15 protein-coding genes are annotated in these 15,989 nt (G+C 66.1%); 10 read left to right on the top strand and 5 right to left on the bottom strand.

Features of this window, described 5'->3' with window-relative positions; all coding sequences use genetic code 11:
* The first annotated feature begins 121 nt into the window (after nt 1–121).
* From M0765_RS04785 to M0765_RS04775, 3 genes are read left to right on the top strand one after another with little or no spacing between them, the layout of a single operon-like run.
* Nucleotides 122–541: an organic hydroperoxide resistance protein gene (locus tag M0765_RS04785; RefSeq protein WP_258502313.1), complete on the top strand. Its 420-nt coding sequence runs from the start codon at nt 122–124 to the stop codon at nt 539–541.
* Between the two features lie 32 nt (nt 542–573).
* Complete coding sequence (locus M0765_RS04780; RefSeq protein WP_258502312.1) at nt 574–1,950, top strand: ATP-binding protein; 1,377 nt, start codon at nt 574–576, stop codon at nt 1,948–1,950.
* A gap of 28 nt (nt 1,951–1,978) precedes the next feature.
* Nucleotides 1,979–3,769 carry a cytochrome c biogenesis protein DipZ gene (locus M0765_RS04775; protein ID WP_258502310.1) on the top strand — a complete coding sequence of 597 codons (1,791 nt, stop codon included), beginning with the start codon at nt 1,979–1,981 and terminating at the stop codon, nt 3,767–3,769.
* 43 nt (nt 3,770–3,812) lie between these two features.
* On the opposite strand, the gene M0765_RS04770 is transcribed toward M0765_RS04775, so the two are convergent.
* The 4 genes from M0765_RS04770 to rtcR all read right to left on the bottom strand — a co-directional run bounded on the left by M0765_RS04770 (nt 3,813) and on the right by rtcR (nt 7,644).
* Complete coding sequence (locus M0765_RS04770; RefSeq protein ID WP_258502308.1) at nt 3,813–4,064, bottom strand: hypothetical protein; 252 nt, start codon at nt 4,062–4,064, stop codon at nt 3,813–3,815.
* Between the two features lie 135 nt (nt 4,065–4,199).
* Complete coding sequence (locus M0765_RS04765) at nt 4,200–5,147, bottom strand: ornithine cyclodeaminase family protein (RefSeq protein ID WP_258502306.1); 948 nt, start codon at nt 5,145–5,147, stop codon at nt 4,200–4,202.
* On the bottom strand, nt 5,144–5,986 hold the full coding sequence (locus M0765_RS04760) for an alpha/beta hydrolase (RefSeq protein ID WP_258502304.1): 843 nt from the start codon (nt 5,984–5,986) through the stop codon (nt 5,144–5,146). The genes M0765_RS04765 and M0765_RS04760 overlap by 4 nt, the downstream gene beginning before the upstream one ends.
* 44 nt (nt 5,987–6,030) lie before the next feature.
* Nucleotides 6,031–7,644, bottom strand: a complete 1,614-nt coding sequence (rtcR, locus tag M0765_RS04755; RefSeq protein ID WP_258502302.1) for an RNA repair transcriptional activator RtcR — start codon at nt 7,642–7,644, stop codon at nt 6,031–6,033.
* Between the two features lie 216 nt (nt 7,645–7,860).
* Here rtcR and M0765_RS04750 point away from each other — a divergent pair, with 216 nt between their 5' ends.
* The 7 genes from M0765_RS04750 to rtcA all read left to right on the top strand — a co-directional run bounded on the left by M0765_RS04750 (nt 7,861) and on the right by rtcA (nt 15,611).
* Nucleotides 7,861–9,414, top strand: a complete 1,554-nt coding sequence (locus M0765_RS04750; protein WP_258502301.1) for a vWA domain-containing protein — start codon at nt 7,861–7,863, stop codon at nt 9,412–9,414.
* A gap of 808 nt (nt 9,415–10,222) precedes the next feature.
* The gene (locus M0765_RS04745; RefSeq protein WP_126747099.1) at nt 10,223–11,446 is read left to right on the top strand and encodes an RtcB family protein; all 1,224 of its coding nucleotides are present in this window, start codon (nt 10,223–10,225) and stop codon (nt 11,444–11,446) included.
* Nucleotides 11,447–11,448: 2 nt separating this feature from the next.
* Complete coding sequence (locus tag M0765_RS04740) at nt 11,449–12,039, top strand: DUF6988 family protein (RefSeq protein ID WP_258502300.1); 591 nt, start codon at nt 11,449–11,451, stop codon at nt 12,037–12,039.
* Nucleotides 12,020–12,724 (top strand): zinc-ribbon domain-containing protein, encoded by a 705-nt coding sequence (locus tag M0765_RS04735; protein WP_258502299.1) that lies wholly within the window; start codon nt 12,020–12,022, stop codon nt 12,722–12,724. Before M0765_RS04740 ends, M0765_RS04735 begins: the two co-directional genes overlap by 20 nt.
* On the top strand, nt 12,718–13,686 hold the full coding sequence (locus tag M0765_RS04730; protein ID WP_258502298.1) for a ribonuclease Z: 969 nt from the start codon (nt 12,718–12,720) through the stop codon (nt 13,684–13,686). Before M0765_RS04735 ends, M0765_RS04730 begins: the two co-directional genes overlap by 7 nt.
* A 33-nt stretch (nt 13,687–13,719) precedes the next feature.
* Nucleotides 13,720–14,577 carry a nucleotidyltransferase domain-containing protein gene (locus tag M0765_RS04725; RefSeq protein ID WP_258502297.1) on the top strand — a complete coding sequence of 286 codons (858 nt, stop codon included), beginning with the start codon at nt 13,720–13,722 and terminating at the stop codon, nt 14,575–14,577.
* Nucleotides 14,574–15,611 carry an RNA 3'-terminal phosphate cyclase gene (gene rtcA / locus M0765_RS04720; protein ID WP_258502296.1) on the top strand — a complete coding sequence of 346 codons (1,038 nt, stop codon included), beginning with the start codon at nt 14,574–14,576 and terminating at the stop codon, nt 15,609–15,611. The genes M0765_RS04725 and rtcA overlap by 4 nt, the downstream gene beginning before the upstream one ends.
* Nucleotides 15,612–15,620: 9 nt before the next feature.
* Here rtcA and M0765_RS04715 read toward each other — a convergent pair whose 3' ends face one another.
* The gene (locus tag M0765_RS04715; protein WP_126747094.1) at nt 15,621–15,977 is read right to left on the bottom strand and encodes an alpha/beta hydrolase; all 357 of its coding nucleotides are present in this window, start codon (nt 15,975–15,977) and stop codon (nt 15,621–15,623) included.
* Nucleotides 15,978–15,989: the final 12 nt, after the last annotated feature.

Genomic DNA, 15,989 nt, shown 5'->3' with positions numbered 1-15,989 from the left:
AGTGTGTTGATTTCTTGCGCGGATACATAGGCATACGCAATGCGGTTTGGCAGGGCAGGGGCGGCCCAACAATCCGTTCGTTCGCAAACCAACGTATGTCAACCTCCATCAAGGAATCACCATGACCCGCATCGAAAAAGTCCTCTACACCGGCAAGACCCACACCTCTTCAGGCGGCCGCGACGGCGAAGCGCGCAGCTCCGACGGCCGCCTGGACATCAAGCTTTCTTCGCCCGGCAGCGCCGGCGCCGGCACCAACCCCGAGCAGCTGTTTGCCGCCGGCTGGTCCGCCTGCTTCATCGGCGCCATGGGCAAGGCGGCCGGCAAGATGAAGGTCACGCTGCCGTCCGACCTGGCGGTGGACGCGGAAGTCGACCTGGGCATGGCCGGCGGCGAGTATTTCTTGCAGGCGCGCCTGAACGTGAGCCTGCCGGGCCTGGACCGCGAAGTGGCACAGGCCCTGACCGACGCGGCGCACCAGACCTGCCCATACTCCAAGGCCACACGAGGCAACATCGACGTTGCCATCAACCTGGTGTGACCCGGTCACGCCGCCCATAGAAGAAAGCGCCCATGCCCACTCCTGCGAACCCTTCTGCGAACACGGCCCGTGCCGCGAATGTCGCGAATGCCGCCAAGGGGTGGCGCAGGCTGCTGCCGGGTTCGCTGTTCTACCGCGTGACGCTGATCATCGTGGTGGGCCTGGCCGTTGCGCAACTGCTCACTTTCGCCGCGATTCGCTACGAGCGGAACATGGCGCTTCGCGAGCTGATGATGATCGGCATCGAGCGCGACATCGCCAGCTCGGTCGCCATTCTCGACCGCCTTCCCGCGGCCGAGCGCGCAAGCTGGCTCGACCGGCTGGAGCGGCGCAACTACCGCTTTGTGCTGGGCGGCAGCGCGGAGGGTACCGAGCCCGGCTCGCCCGCTTCGCGCCAGTTTGCCGCCGCCATCGTGGAAGCGATGCGCCCGTTCGAGATCGTCAAGGTGGGAGAGGTGGCCTGGCCGCCCGAGGGGCTGCAGATCCAGGTGCGGCTGGGTGATGGGTCTACCGTGGTGGTGCATGCCAGGCGCGTGGGCATGCCTGTGTCGGGCTGGGTGATGTGGCTGCTGGTCGTTCAACTGCTGGTGCTGGCCATTTGCGCATGGTATGCGGTGAGGCTGGTCACGCGGCCGCTTGCGCAACTGTCCGCCGCCGCCGATGAGCTCGGGCCTGACCTCAAAGGCCAGGCGCTCGCGGAAGACGGGCCCAGCGAAGTTGCGCATGCGGCACGCGCGTTCAACGCCATGCAGCAGCGCATCGCCGGCTACATGGCCGAGCGCGTCGAGATCTTGGCGGCCATTTCGCACGACCTGCAGACGCCCATCACGCGCATGCGCCTTCGCACCGACCTGATGGACAACGAGCACGACCGCGAGAAGTTCCGGCAAGACCTGGACGCCATGAACTCCCTTGTGCGCGAGGGCGTTACCTACGCACGCACGCTGCACGGCGCGACCGAGCCGCCGCTGCGCATCGACGCCGACGCGCTGCTCGAGAGCATGGTGGCCGACTATGAAGACGTGGGCCAGCAGGTGCGGCTCGAAGGCAAGGCCGGCGCGCCCATCGTGAGCCGACCCAACGCGCTGCGCAGGATCTTGATGAACCTGATCGACAACGCGCTGAAGTTCGGCACCGACGTGCGCGTGCAGGTGCATGCCGAGGGCGGCAAGCTGGTGGTGGCCGTGCTCGACAACGGACCGGGCATTCCGCCCGACGAGCTCGAAGCGGTGCTCAAGCCCTTCTACCGCGTCGAGAGCTCGCGCAACCGCAGCACCGGCGGCACCGGCCTGGGCCTGGCCATTGCGCACCAGCTTGCCATGGCCATGGGCGCCGAGCTCACGCTGAACAACCGCGCCGAAGGCGGGCTGGAAGCCCGGCTCACGCTGGGCACCGCGCCCGCGCACTGAACACATCTTTTCACGGACGACCCCGATCATGCTCATCCTCCTCATCGCCTACCTGGGCGGGGTGCTCACCATATTGAGCCCCTGCATCCTGCCGGTGCTGCCATTCGTGTTCGCACGCGCCGACCGCCCGTTTCGCTCGCACGGCCTGCCGATGCTGGTGGGCATGGCGCTGGCCTTTGCCGCCGTTGCCACCCTGGCGGCGGTGGGCGGCGGCTGGATCGTCACGCTCAACGAGTACGGGCGCTATGCCGCCATTGCGATGCTCGCGCTGTTCGGGGTGACGCTGCTGTTTCCAAGCGTCGCCGACCGCATGACCCGCCCCTTGGTGGCGCTGGGCATGCGCATGTCCGAGCCGCAAGGCAATGCGGCGCCGAGCGCGGTGTTTTCCCCGCTGATGCTGGGCGTGGGCACCGGCCTGCTCTGGGCACCGTGCGCGGGCCCGATCCTCGGCCTTATCCTGACCGGCGCGGCGCTCAATGGCGCGAGCGTGGGTACCTCGCTTCTGCTGCTGGCCTATGCCGCGGGTGCCTGCACGTCGCTGGCGGCCGCGCTGCTGTTCGGCGGGCGCGTGTTCTCGGTCATGAAGCGGTCGCTGCATGGCGGCGAATGGGTGCGGCGAGCCGCCGGCGCGGCCGTGCTGGTGGGCGTGGGCGCCATCGCGCTGGGGCTGGACACCGGCCTGCTCGCGCGCCTGTCGGTCGGCACCACCTCGGCGCTGGAGCAGGCGCTGGTGGACAAGATCAAGCCCGGCAAGCCGCATGGGGAGCCGGTTGCCGCGCAGGAAGACGCGGGCTTCGTGCGGGTGTCGGACAACCGCCCGGCCGCCGTGCCTGCGCGCGAACTCAGGGTCGAGGGCAACTTTCCTTCTCTGGCCGGCGCCACCGAATGGATCAACTCCCCGCCGCTCACGCCCGAGGCGCTGCGCGGCAAGGTGGTGCTGGTCGACTTCTGGACCTATTCGTGCATCAACTGCCTGCGCACGCTGCCCTACCTGAATGCATGGGCCGAGAAGTACAAGGACGCGGGCCTCGTCGTGCTGGGCGTCCACACGCCGGAGTTCGCGTTCGAAAAACGCTCGGCCAACGTGCGCCGCGCGACCAAGGACCTGGGCATCGGCTTTCCCGTAGCCACGGACAACGACTTCGCGATCTGGCGCGCCTTCGGCAACCGCGCCTGGCCCGCGTTCTACTTCGTCGATGCCGAGGGCCGTGTCCGCCATCACCAGTTCGGCGAGGGCCGCTACGACAAGGCCGAACAAGTCATCCAGCAACTGCTGGCCGAGGCCGGACAGGCTCGCGTGCCTGCCGGGCTGGTCGCTCCCTCGGGCCAGGGTACCCAGGCACAGCCCGGCCCCGAGCCCGCCTTGTCCGGCGAAACCTACCTGGGCCACGAGCGCGCGCACGGTTTTGCCTCGCCCGGCGGTGTGGTGCGAGATCATGCAAAGGTCTACCAGGCGGCTTCTTCGCTGCGCACCAATCAGTGGGCGCTGGCCGGCGACTGGACCGTGGAGGCCGAGCGCGCGGTGCTCAACAGTGCGAACGGCCGCATCGCCTATCGCTTTCAGGCGCGCGACCTGCACCTGGTGCTCGGCCCCTCGGCCAACGGCAAGCCGGTGCGCTTCAGGGTGCTGGTGGATGGCAAGCCGCCGCTGGCGGATCATGGCGCCGACACCGACGCGCAGGGCTATGGGGTCGTCGATGCGCAGAAGCTCTATCAGCTGGTGCGCCAAGCCACCAATGGGACTGACGGGAAAGACAGGCTGTTCGAGATCGAGTTTCTGGACGCGGGCGCGCAGGCCTACGCGTTCACCTTCGGCTGAGCGCTGACGCGGCCCGGGCGGCTGGCGAAAGGGCGAATGCGCCTTACGCAGCCCAGGCGGTCAACGAAAGCCGCCGCAGCATGTCCGTCTGGCGCGACTCTTCGGCGTCCCGCAGGCTCTTGGCCGCGCGGGCTGCCACGTAGGCCACGTACATCGTCTCGATGGCCTTGCCCCATTCGTGCATCTTTTGCGAAACCACGCTGGTCGAGTTTGCCGACGGGTCTTCGGCCGGGCAGGCGGGAACCTCGAAACCGGCTTTGCTGAGGATGGTGGCTTTCTGAAGAATGGTGAGCATGGGGCTGGCCTCTGGAATATGGGCATCAGATTAGCCATGGCGCAAGACGCGTGCCATCAGCCGCTTGACGTATGTGCTTGTCAGTAAATGGCTATCCATGCCGGCAAACAGCCGCGGTTTTCTAGGCCTTAAGCCTTAGGCTGGCGTCGATTCGGCATGCCGCCAGACCAGCGTGGAGGCCGTCAGGTCTTCGAGCGCGCTGCCCACGGCCTTGAAAACGGTGCGCTCGCCGCTGCTTGTGCGGCCCGCACATTCGCCCCGGCAGAGTGCGGCGAGCGTGCCCTGCACCTCATCGGCGCGCAGCGTGCCGACCGCCATTGCATCGAGCAGCTCGCCCGCTTTCTGCAATGCTTCGGTGGTGTCGATGAAGGTGCGCGCGCCCGCAAAGCAGCGGGCATCGGCCTCGCGCATGGCGGGGGTGAAGCTGCCGATCAGGTCCAGGTGAGAGCCCGCGCTCAGCCATTCGCCGCGCACCAGCGGCTCGGTCGCGAGAGTGGCGCAACTCACGATGTCGGCTTGCCGCACGGCCGCTTCGAGCGCGGTGACGGCACGGGCATTCAAACCCTCTTCGCGCCACTGCGCGGCCAGGGCCTCGGCGCCTTCGGGCCGGTGGTTCCACACCTGCACCTCGTCGATGGGCCGCACGCTCGCATGCGCGGCGGGCAGCAGCCTGGCGATGCGGCCGGTGCCCACCACCAGCAGCCGGCGTGCATCAGCCCGCGCCAGAAACGCTGCGCCCAGCGCCGATGCGGCCGCCGTGCGGCGCGCGGTGAGCTCGTTGCCGTCCATCATCGCCAGCGGCACGCCGGTGCGCGCGTCGTACAGCACGTAGGTGGCATGCAGGCCGGGCAGGCCGCGCGCGCTGTTGCCCGGAAAGACGTTGATGGTCTTGATGCCGAGGAACCCCGCGTCGCTCCATGCCGGCATGATGAGCACGGTGCCCTTGTTTCCGCCGGCCGTCTCGATGCTGTGCACATGCCGCGGTGGCACCTGCGCCTCGGCGGCGAAGGCGGCTCGCAGCGCGGGTACGAGCCGTGCAAAAGCCAGCGGTTCGCGGGTGGCGATTTCGTCGAAGTGCTTCATGGTTGCCGTGATTGCAGCGCGGCGTCGAAGAATTCGACCAGCGCGCGCTGGTAAGTGGTGCCGAAGCGATGGGTCATGGGCTCCAGATGAGCGGCACCGGCCACTTCGATCAGCCGCTTGGGCTCGCGTGCGGCTTCGAGCAGGCGGCGCGAATGCGAATGCGGAATCACCGCATCGGCCGTGCCATGGATGAGCAGCAGCGGAATCGGCGAAACGGCCGCGATGTACTTCGATGCGGCGTATTCGTCAGTTACCAGAAGGCCGGCGCCCGGGAGCTTTTCGCTGGCAATCGATGAGTACGAATAAAAGGTCGCTTCGATGGCCGCTGCCTTCACGCCGGCCCGGTTGCCCGAACCCACCGCCGCCACGGCGTTGGTGCCGCCCAGGCTCTGGCCGAAGACGAAAAGGCGCCCGGGGTCGATGTCGGCGCGCGAGCGCACATGGTCCAGCGCGGCATTGGAATCCTCGAACACGCCCTTGGGCTCCGGCTTGCCTTCGGACTCGCCATAGCCGCGGTAGTCGAACACGAACACGTTGAAGTCCTGCTTCGGCAGCCACGCAACGAAGCGCCAGTGCGCGGACATGTTCTGCGCGTTGCCGTGGAAATGCACCACCGTGCCCTTGGCATCCTTCGGGTTCTGGCGGCTTGCGGCGGGAATGAACCAGCCGCTCAGGCGCGTGCCGTCGGCGCTGGCAAATTGCACCGCCTCATATCGCAGCCCCAGCGCATCGGGCGTTTCGTAGCGCACCCGGTCGGGGTAATAGAACATCGACTGAACACAGCCGGTGAGGAACACGGGCAGCGCGAGCAAGGCCAGCTTCCAGTTCATGGGTGTCATGCGCGGGGTGTCGCCAGTGCGGCGGAGTTGCGGCGGAGGATAGCTCAGCCCGCGGCAATGCGGCTCCACTCGAGCCCATGCTTCGCAAGGTACTTTCGGAGCCGGTCGGCATCGTTCACCACGCTGCGCTGCGCGCGCGACGCCTGGAAAAGCTGCCGCCCCGCGTCCGACAGGCTGCGCGATTCACGGCACACGCGCACCACCGCCTCCAATTGCAGCCGGTCGAACAGGTCGAGCGCCGCCGCGCGTTCATCGCCCAGCAATGCGTCGAGGTCCACGTCCTCGGCGCCACTGCCATCGGTTTTCGGGCTCTCGCGGTTCCATAGCCAACGAAGCCGTGCAATCTCGGCTTCGACCAGCGCGACCGGAATGCGCCCGCCGTCCGCCAGCGTGGCGAGCCGCGTCACGCTGGCCGACAGGTCGCGAAAGTTGCCGCACCACAGCGCCTCGGCGCTTTGCGCAAACCGCAGGTAGGCGGCGCGGGCCTCGGCGTTGAAGCGCACCACGCGGTTGTTTTCGGCCGCGTGAATGGCCAGCAGGTGGTCGAGGTTGGGCTCGATGTCTTCCGGCCGCTTTGCCAGGCCCGGCAGGTCATAGGTCCAGAGATTGATGCGCGCGAACAGGTCTTCGCGAAAGCGACCGGCCGCCACGTCGCTGCGCAAGTCGCGGTTGGTACCGGCAATGAGCTGGAAGTCGCTCTCCACTTCCTTGTCGGCGCCCACCGGGAAGAAACGCTTCTCTTCGATGGCCTTGAGCAGCATCGCCTGTTCGTCGAGGCCGAGCTCGCCGATCTCGTCCAGAAAAAGCGCGCCCTGGTGCGCAGTGCGCAGCAGGCCCGCGCGCTCGCCCGCCGCGCCGGTGAACGCGCCCTTCTTGTGGCCGAACAATGTGGACGCGGCGCCGTCGCCCCGCAGCGTGGCGCAGTTCACTTCCACGAACGGCCCCGTCATCTGGTGCCGCGCCTGCTTCAGTTCGAACATGCGCCGCGCCAGGAAGGACTTGCCCGCACCGGTCGGCCCCACCAGCAAGATCGGCGCGCGCGATCGCACCGCCACGCGTTCGATCTCGTCGATGAGCGCATTGAAGCGCGCATTGCGCGTGGCGATGCCGCTCTTCAGGAAGGCCACCGCATCGCGCTGCTCGGCATCGAAGCGCCGCGCAATCGCGTCGTAGCGCGACAGGTCGAGGTCGATCAGCGCTACTTCGCCCGGGTTGCCCGCGCGCTGCCGCTTGGGCGGCGAGGTCTGCGCCAGCACGCCCGGAATCACCCGCGATTCGGCCAGCAGGAACATGCAGATCTGCGCCACGTGCGTGCCGGTGGTGATGTGCGTCCAGTACTGCTCGCGTTCGGTGTCGAAGGTGTAGGTGCGCGCCCAGTCGTAGAGGCGCGCGTACACCTCGCCGAAATCCCACGGGTCCGCCAGGTCGAGCGGCACCAGGTTGACGGTGGTCTCCGGCGAGACGGTGGCGATGTCGGCCTTGACCACCTCGGCCAGCGCCTTGTGCTTGAGCGTGTAGAGCAGCTCCATGCGCGAGATGACCATGTCCTCGTGCTGCGCAAGAGAGATGGTCGGGCGCCATTTTTCCCAGCGGCCTGTGCCTTGGCCGGCGTCGAGCTGGGTGCCGAGGAAACCGATGACGACGGTGGATTTCTTCATTATCTGGATAAATGACTATCCAAAATTATAAGAACTGCTGTCCGTTTGAGTCTGCTGAATTTGGTGTGGGCAGCAGGAAAACAGAAAAATCTTTTTTAAATCAACAACTTAAATTCGGCTGGCGCTACGAGGCTGCTGGCTGGCACACCCGTTGCAATAAGGATCACACATTCAATAAAGCGAACGAACAAAAAGAACGCCACAAGGAGAAGTCACATGGTCAACCTTCAACTCTTCCAGAGCCTGCGCGGCGCACTGCTGCCTTTGGCCAATACGCTCAACGAAGCGGGCGGCGCGGCCTACGTGCTGTCGCCCAAGCACCAGCTGGCGCAGCTCGCGGCCACCGGCTGCCTGAACAGCACCTTCTATGCACAGGCGCAGGACCAGCTCGACACCGTGCTGGCGCTGGCCCGTGAAGTCGATCCGGTGTTCGTCGCCAAGACGGCCGTGTATGCACGCTCTGCCGGCCACATGAAGGACATGCCCGCGCTGTTGGCCGCCACGCTCGCCGTGCGCGACGTGGCGCTGCTCGCCAAGGTGTTCGGTCGCGTGGTCGACAACGGCAAGATGCTGCGCAACTTCGTGCAGATGCTGCGCAGCGGCGCGGTGGGCCGCAAGTCGCTCGGCACGCGTCCGAAGAAGCTTGTGCAGCAATGGCTGCTCGATGCGACCGAGGCGCAGCTGCTCAATGCCGCCGTGGGCAACACGCCGTCGCTGGCCGACGTGGTGAAGATGGTTCACCCCAAGCCCGCCGAAGCCTGGCGCGCCGCATGGTTCGCATGGCTGATCGATCGTCCGTATGCGCTGGAGGCGCTGCCTCCGGTGACGCAGGCTTTCGAACGCTTCAAGCGCGACCGGACACAACCGGTGCCCGACGTGCCATTCCAGATGCTGACCGCGCTGGAGCTGGACGCCCAGGCCTGGGCGCAGATCGCGCAGCGCGGATCGTGGCAGATGGTGCGTCAGAACCTGAACACCTTCGCCCGCCATGGCGTGTTCGAGCTGCCCGGCCTCGCGGAAGCGGTGGCTGCCAAGCTGCGTGACCCGCAGGCCGTGGCCAAGGCACGCGTGCTGCCGTACCAGCTGATGGCGGCCTACACCGCAACAGGCGCCGAGGTGCCGGTTGCAGTGAAGGAAGCGCTGCAGGACGCGATGGAACTCGCGCTGGCCAACGTGCCGGTGTTCGAGGGCCGTGTGGTGGTGTGCCCCGACGTGTCGGGCTCGATGAGCTCGCCGGTGACGGGCCACCGCGGTTCGGCGACTTCGGCGGTGCGCTGCATCGACGTGGCCGCGCTGGTGGCTGCCGCCGTGCTGCGCCGCAATGCGGATGCGCGTGTGCTGCCCTTCGAAACGAAGGTGGTGCCGCTGAAGCTGAATCCACGCGATTCGGTGATGACCAACGCGGCCAAGCTGGCGGCGGTGGGCGGCGGCGGAACTTCTTGCAGCGCGCCGCTGGCGCTGCTGAACAAGGAGAAGGCGCAAGCCGATCTGGTGGTGCTGGTGTCGGACAACGAATCGTGGGCCGATGCTGCACGTGGCCGTGGAACCGCGACCATGCAGGAGTGGGAGGCGTTCAAGCAGCGCAATCCGAAGGCGCGGCTGGTGTGCATCGACATCCAGCCCTATGCGACCACCCAGGCGCAGGAGCGCGACGATGTGCTGAACATCGGCGGCTTCAGCGACGAAGTGTTCAAGCTGCTGGCGGTGTATGCCGCGGGCGGCCTGGGCGCCGAGCACTGGGTGGGTGTGATCGAAGAGACTTCGATCTGAGAGAAGAAAAAGAGAGGACGCCCCAGGCTTCGGCCTGTGGTGCCCGACTCGAAATGAATTGAACGTCGTCGTTCGGCGAATGCAGATGCGAGTACATCCAACCATGTTCTTCCTCGCATCGATTGTTTGTCGCCGAACGGGGATGAGAGCGGTTTTGTGCGAATGCAGGCAGGACTACATTGGTGCGACCAGGGTTCGACTCCCGGCGCCGGTTCTCCGGCGTGGTCTACGTCTTGCCATCCTCGTCGCACTGTTTTTTGCAGCGAATGCTGGCGGAACTACAGCCTTCAACGCTCGGGGTCGCGGGTTCGAATCCCGCCGGTCGAAAGACCGTAGCTCAGTGGTTAGAGCACGAAAACGTTTCGTCGATTTTTGTCGCTGCTTTTTTTGTTTTGAGGTGAATGCAGGCGGGTTTACAGGATAGAGCGTCATGGTCTTGGCCGTGAAGGTCCCGGGTTCAATCCCCGGTCTGTTTCGGCAGATAGCTCAGTACACAACCCGTCGCTCCTCGTCACCTCTTTTTTGTATATCGGGCACGCAGGCACAGAAGGGAGCGCCACTGCCAAAAATGTTGTTATTGCCGGCAGTCCGGGTAGCACCGGATGCGGCGGGCCAGCCGGTTGACGAGCAAGGTTGAGGATGCAGGTGCTGGCTCAGATGACGGGTCTGCCACTGGCGCGCGTTTCCAATCGTCGACTGGGCCATCGGACTCAAACACCATGGTCGCCGTATTGATGTGGGTTCGAATCCCACCGTGTCCACCATCAGTCGTAAGAATAGATAGATAGACAGTCGGAGAGAAAAGAATATGGAACAGAACTACAAACTGCATGAAGTAGCCAACGGCGTCCCGGTCAAGATGTGGACGAACGGCGTGCCCGTGGAAGACGAGGCGCAGAAGCAGCTCGAGAACGCGGCGCGCCTGCCCATCGTGTTCAAGCACATCGCGGCCATGCCCGACGTGCACTACGGCATCGGCGCGACCGTGGGCTCGGTGATTCCGACCTTCAAGGCCATCATCCCGGCCGCGGTGGGCGTGGACATCGGCTGCGGAATGATGGCGTGCAAGACCACGCTGAACGCGCGCGACCTGCCCGACAACCTGGGCCCGCTGCGCTCGGCCATCGAAAAGGCCGTGCCGCACGGATCGAACCCCAAGCGCATGGGCCGCGACAAGGGCTCGTGGGAAACGCCGCCCGACGAAACCGATGCGGCCTGGGCCAGGCTGGTGGATGAGTTCGACCTGATCTGCGAGGACTACCCGCGCCTGAAGAACACCAACAACCACAAGCACCTGGGCACGCTGGGTACCGGCAACCACTTCATCGAGGTGTGCCTCGACGAGGCGGGCGCGGTGTGGTTCATGCTGCACTCGGGTTCGCGCGGCGTGGGCAATGCCATCGGCACGCACTTCATCGAACTCGCGAAGAAGGACGCCGAGCTGCACCAGCGCAACCTGCCCGACCAGGACCTGGCGTACTTCGAGGAGGGCGCCAAGTACTTCGGCGACTACGTGCGCGCGGTGGGCTGGGCGCAGAAGTTCGCGCGTGCCAACCGCGAGGTGATGATGCAGCGCGTGGTCGCGGCCGCGCGCAAGGTCATCGCAAAGCCGTTCGAGGCGCATGTGGAAGCGGTGAACTGCCACCACAACTATGTGAGCCGCGAAACGCACTTCGGCGAAGACGTGCTCGTCACGCGCAAGGGTGCGGTGAGCGCGAAGGCCGGCGAACTCGGGATCATTCCAGGCAGCATGGGGGCCAAGAGCTACATCGTGCGCGGAAAGGGCAACCCCGAGAGCTTCATGAGCTGCAGCCACGGTGCCGGCCGCAAGATGAGCCGCACCAAGGCGAAGAAGCTCTTCACCATTGCCGACCAGATCGCCGCGACCGAGGGCGTCGAATGCCGCAAGGACGCCGACGTGATCGACGAGATTCCGATGGCCTACAAGGACATCGACGCGGTGATGGAAGCGCAGAAGGACCTGGTGGAGGTGGTTTACACGCTCAAGCAGGTGGTTTGCGTGAAGGGGTAAAAATGAATGAACGACTGAAAAAGAGCCGTGACATTGCGGATTGGATTGCATCGAAATTCGATGGCATCGGCGTTGTTAGAGACGGCCGAAGTGAGTTCGCCGCTACCTGCTACTACGTAGTGTGGCAACACCAAGCCGCTGTTTCGCGCCTTTATCAGGAAGGTCTCATTGCGCCCGCAACTGCACTTTTGCGTTGTGCTTGGGATGCCTACATCCGCGGGATGTGGCTGAGCCGAGCTGCCGGGGACGAGGCGGTCGCGGCATTTCTTGCAGGCGGGAGTCCGCCGCCTCAGAAAGAAATCGTAGCTGCATTGGAAGTCGCGGACGAGCTCCCTCCTGACATCCTGTCGGCTTTCCATCGGGCGCACTATTCCGAGCTATGCGATCTGACGCACACAGGAATCGCGCAGCTTCTTCAGCAGTGGAACGACGAGGAGATTTGTGCGCGTCAGGAGCCTGAGCAGGTGGAGAGCATCTTGGAGTTCGTCGATTCGATAGCGCTGAGTTCATTGGCACAAGCAGCGGTCATGGCCAATGAGCAATTGATTGCGCATGAAGCTTTGGAGAGGATGAGTGCAATACGGCGTCGATGAGGGATATCTCCGGCGCGAGGTTCTGACCGTGAAAAGCAACAAGCAACGCCGCGCCGAAATCAAGGCGCACCGCCTCGAACGCGCCGCCGCGCTGAAGGCGCAGCTGCGCACGCAGGACGCCCGTCAGCTCTCGGCGGGCGGACTCGTGCCTGGCATGGTCATGGCCGACAAGTCGCGGCTTGCGCACTACAACACCACCTTCGGCGAGGTGCCGGATTTCTACCTCGACCAGGCTTTCACCTGCCGCGATTGCCGCGCCCAGGAGGTGTGGACGGCAAAGCAGCAGAAGTGGTGGCATGAGGTTGCGCAAGGCTCGGTGTACAGCCACGCCGTGCGATGCCGTGCATGCCGGCAGGCCCGTCGCGCCTTGCGTGATGCGGCGCTTCGGAACGAAGGCGCCAACCTGCTGGGTGAGGAGGTGGCCCGGTTGCGCGCGCTTGCGGTGCAAAAGCCTGGCGCCGACGCGCTCGCGCAAGTGGAAGCTGCCCTGCAAAGCAAGTGGCGGAGCCTCCGCGTAGTCGCCATCGAAGTCATGGGTAAGTGGGGCGGGCCCGAGCAGGTCGAGCGGCTGCAGGCATTTGCAGCGAACCGCACGAGCAGCTACGGAACGTGGGAACGCGAAGCAGCGGATGCCGCAACGAAGGCACTGGCGCGCCGGGCCGAGGAGGAGAGCGGGGAATGTTGAAGCTCACCTTCCTGGGCACGTCCTCAGGAGTCCCCACGCGCCAGCGCAACGTCTCCGGCCTTGCGGTGCAGACCGTGCTCGGCACCGACTGGTTCCTTGTCGATTGCGGCGAAGGCACGCAGCACCGGCTGCAGCAGACGCGGCTGTCCTTGCATGACATGGCGGCGGTCTGCATCACGCACGTGCACGGCGACCATTGCTACGGCTTGCCGGGCCTGCTCGCCAGCGCGGGCATGGGCAAGCGCACCAAGCCGCTGAAGCTGGTCGCGCCGCTGCCGGTGTGGCAGTGGTTCGAAACCACGCACCGGTTGACGGACCTGCATCTGCCGTACGAAGTGGAGCATGTCGATCTGGAAACCGAGGCGCTGGTCTACGAAGCCCCGGGCCTGCGCATCGAGCGCCATGGGCTGCGGCACCGGGTGCCCAGCCACGCCTACCGCGTGCAGGTGCAAACCCGGCGCGTGCGGCTCAAGGCCGACGCCTTGCGTGCGGCCGGCCTGCCGCCCGGGCCCGCATGGCGCGCGCTGCAGAACGGCGAAGACGTACCTTTCAACGGCGCGGTGCTGCGCAGTGCCGACTTTGCCGAGACGCAAATCGACACGGCAAGCGCTGTGCTGGGAGGCGACAACGCCGAGCCCGCGCTGCTGCGCGCGGCCTGCGAAGGTGCGCAACTGCTGGTGCACGAGGCCACCTACACGCAGGAAGCGCTCGACAAGGTCGGGCCCGGCCCCATGCACAGCTCCGCGCGCCTGCTGGCGGAGTTTGCGCAGTCCGCCAAAGTGCCCAACCTGGTGCTGACGCACGTGAGTCCGCGCCATCAGAACGAAGAGGGCGTGGCCGCGTTGATGGTGGAGACCCAGGCCCACTACCGCGGCAACGCATTCCTGGCCAACGACCTGGACGTTTTTGAACTCGACAGCGCCGGCAACGTGGCTGTCACCCGTGCCCGATCGGATGAATGAGAACATCCGGCGGCTAGAAGAAGATTTTTATTCATGAGCAACAAAGAAGAATTCCTGCGCTCGGCGCACCCCATCGATCCCGCCATGCGCGTGCAGATCATGGATGCCCTGCGCGACATCGAAACGCGCCACGACGTCACGGTGCTGTTCGCCTGCGAATCCGGCAGCCGCGGCTGGGGCTTTGCCTCGCCCGACAGCGACTACGACGTGCGCTTCATCTACGTGAACCGTCTGCCGTGGTACCTCACGGTCACCCCGCGGCGTGACGTGATCGAGCTGCCGATCAGTGGCGACCTCGACGTGAACGGCTGGGACCTGCGCAAGGCGCTGGGCCTCATGCGCGAGTCGAACCCCACGCTGCTCGAATGGCTGCGCTCGCCGGTCGTGTACCGCGAAGACGAAGCGGCCATGCCGCGTTTTCGTGCGCTCTCCGAAGCGGTGTTCTCCAACGCGCGCGGCTGGCATCACTACGCGTCGATGGCAAAGAAGAACTTCCGCGAGCACCTGCAGGCCGACGAGGTGCGCTACAAGAAATACCTCTATGTGCTGCGCCCGCTGCTGGCCGCGCGGTGGATCCGCACGCAGCCCGGGGTGCCGCCGATGCGCTTTGCCGACCTGGCGCAGAAAACGCTCGACCCCGTGCGCGACACCGCGCTGATCGAAGAAATCAACGCGCTGCTCGAAGTGAAGATGCGCGCCGGCGAAGCGGCGACCAGCCCGCGCTGGCCGGGCATTCACGCGTTTATCGAAAGCGAACTGGCGGCCAACGCAGCCGAACCTGTCACGCCGCTGCCGCAGGCCGATGGCACCGGGCTCGATGCGTTTCTTTGCGAGACCGTGCTGCGCTTCGACGCGGCCGCGTCCGCAGTGAAGAAAGGAGGCCGCGCATGATTGAACTCGACGGCTCTCAAGGCGAGGGCGGAGGCCAGATCCTGCGCACCAGCCTCGCGCTGTCGGTGGCAACGGGCCAGCCCGTCTCCATCGAGAAGATTCGCGCGGGCCGCGCCAAGCCGGGCCTGATGCGGCAGCATCTCGCGTGCGTCAACGCGGCGGCCGAGATCAGCGGCGCGCAGGTCGAAGGGGCCGAGCTCGGATCGCAATCGCTGCGCTTCGTGCCCGGTCCGGTGCGTGCGGGCGACTACAGCTTCACGATTGCGAGCGCGGGCAGCTGCATGCTGGTGCTTCAAACGGTACTGCCGCCGCTGCTGCTGGCCGGCACGCCGAGCCGAGTGCAGCTGCGCGGCGGCACGCACAACCCAATGGCGCCGCCGTTCCACTTTCTGGAGCGCGCCTTTGCGCCGCTGGTGCGCCGCCTGGGCGCGGACCTGCAACTGGTGCTGCGCCGCTGCGGCTTTTATCCCGCCGGCGGCGGCGAGGTCGACGTGACCATCGTTCCGTCGGCCGATGGGCTGAAGCCCTTCGACCTGGTCGAGCGCGGCGCATTGCTGTCGGGCCACGCCGAGTGCCTGGCGCCGGGGCTCGCACGGCACATTGCCGCGCGCGAGCTGGAAACGCTGGGCAAGGCGATGGGCTGGTCGGGCGAGCAACTGCGCGTCGGCACGGCGCGGCAGAACGAAGGGCCGGGCAACGCGCTGCTCGCCACGCTGGCCTACGAGCACGCGACCGAGGTTTTCACGGCCTTCGGCGAAAAGACGCTCAGCGCAGAGCAGGTGGCGCATGCGCTGGTGAGGGAGCTGCGCGACTTCCAGAAGAGCCAGGCGGCCGTGGGGCCGCACTTGGCCGACCAGTTGGCGCTGCTGCTGGGCCTGGCGACATGGCAAAGCGGCGGTGCGGCCGCCTTCACCTGCAGCGAGGTAACGGAGCACACGCGAACCAATTGCGCGGTGATCGAGCGCTTTCTGCCGGTGCGCTATGCCATCGAAGAAGCCGCTGGCGCGGCCACCGTGAAGGTGGCGCGGGCCTGAGCGGTTGCCTTACAGGCCGGCTTGCTGCGTGAACGAAACGGCGGGCTTGCTGTAAGCCGATGGCACCTGGTCGCGATAGAAGGCGCGGCGGTCCAGGCTTTGCAGCGGATCGTGCGCGGCGGCCACGGCCTGGGCGCGCACCGCGTTGCGGTCGAGCGTGGATTGGACGGCCACCACGCCCTCGGCGGCGCTGTCCGAATACGTGTTGCCGCCGCGCGCAGCGGCCACGGCTTCGGCCTGCACGTCCGCACGGTTGGCGTACGACGTGAGGGCCTGCACGCCTTCGTAGGTTTCGGCATGTGCACCCGCGGCGCCCAGCATGGCGAGTGCGGCGGCGGAAACGGCGATGAGTTGCTTCGTGTTCATGGTGAGAGTCCC

It is taken from the genome of Variovorax sp. S12S4, from assembly GCF_023195515.1.
Taxonomy (GTDB): domain Bacteria; phylum Pseudomonadota; class Gammaproteobacteria; order Burkholderiales; family Burkholderiaceae_C; genus Variovorax.
Note: the sequence above shows the minus strand (reverse complement) of the source record. Positions and strands in the feature narration are given on the sequence as shown.

Coding starts and splice junctions, on each gene's coding strand:
- M0765_RS04740 (WP_258502300.1), top strand. CDS start 11,449: ATGAATGAACGACTGAAAAAGAGCCGTGACATTGCGGATTGGATTGCA.
- M0765_RS04725 (WP_258502297.1), top strand. CDS start 13,720: ATGAGCAACAAAGAAGAATTCCTGCGCTCGGCGCACCCCATCGATCCC.
- M0765_RS04780 (WP_258502312.1), top strand. CDS start 574: ATGCCCACTCCTGCGAACCCTTCTGCGAACACGGCCCGTGCCGCGAAT.
- M0765_RS04775 (WP_258502310.1), top strand. CDS start 1,979: ATGCTCATCCTCCTCATCGCCTACCTGGGCGGGGTGCTCACCATATTG.
- M0765_RS04750 (WP_258502301.1), top strand. CDS start 7,861: ATGGTCAACCTTCAACTCTTCCAGAGCCTGCGCGGCGCACTGCTGCCT.
- rtcA (WP_258502296.1), top strand. CDS start 14,574: ATGATTGAACTCGACGGCTCTCAAGGCGAGGGCGGAGGCCAGATCCTG.
- M0765_RS04785 (WP_258502313.1), top strand. CDS start 122: ATGACCCGCATCGAAAAAGTCCTCTACACCGGCAAGACCCACACCTCT.
- M0765_RS04770 (WP_258502308.1), bottom strand. CDS start 4,064: ATGCTCACCATTCTTCAGAAAGCCACCATCCTCAGCAAAGCCGGTTTC.
- rtcR (WP_258502302.1), bottom strand. CDS start 7,644: ATGAAGAAATCCACCGTCGTCATCGGTTTCCTCGGCACCCAGCTCGAC.
- M0765_RS04715 (WP_126747094.1), bottom strand. CDS start 15,977: ATGAACACGAAGCAACTCATCGCCGTTTCCGCCGCCGCACTCGCCATG.
- M0765_RS04765 (WP_258502306.1), bottom strand. CDS start 5,147: ATGAAGCACTTCGACGAAATCGCCACCCGCGAACCGCTGGCTTTTGCA.
- M0765_RS04730 (WP_258502298.1), top strand. CDS start 12,718: ATGTTGAAGCTCACCTTCCTGGGCACGTCCTCAGGAGTCCCCACGCGC.
- M0765_RS04745 (WP_126747099.1), top strand. CDS start 10,223: ATGGAACAGAACTACAAACTGCATGAAGTAGCCAACGGCGTCCCGGTC.
- M0765_RS04760 (WP_258502304.1), bottom strand. CDS start 5,986: ATGACACCCATGAACTGGAAGCTGGCCTTGCTCGCGCTGCCCGTGTTC.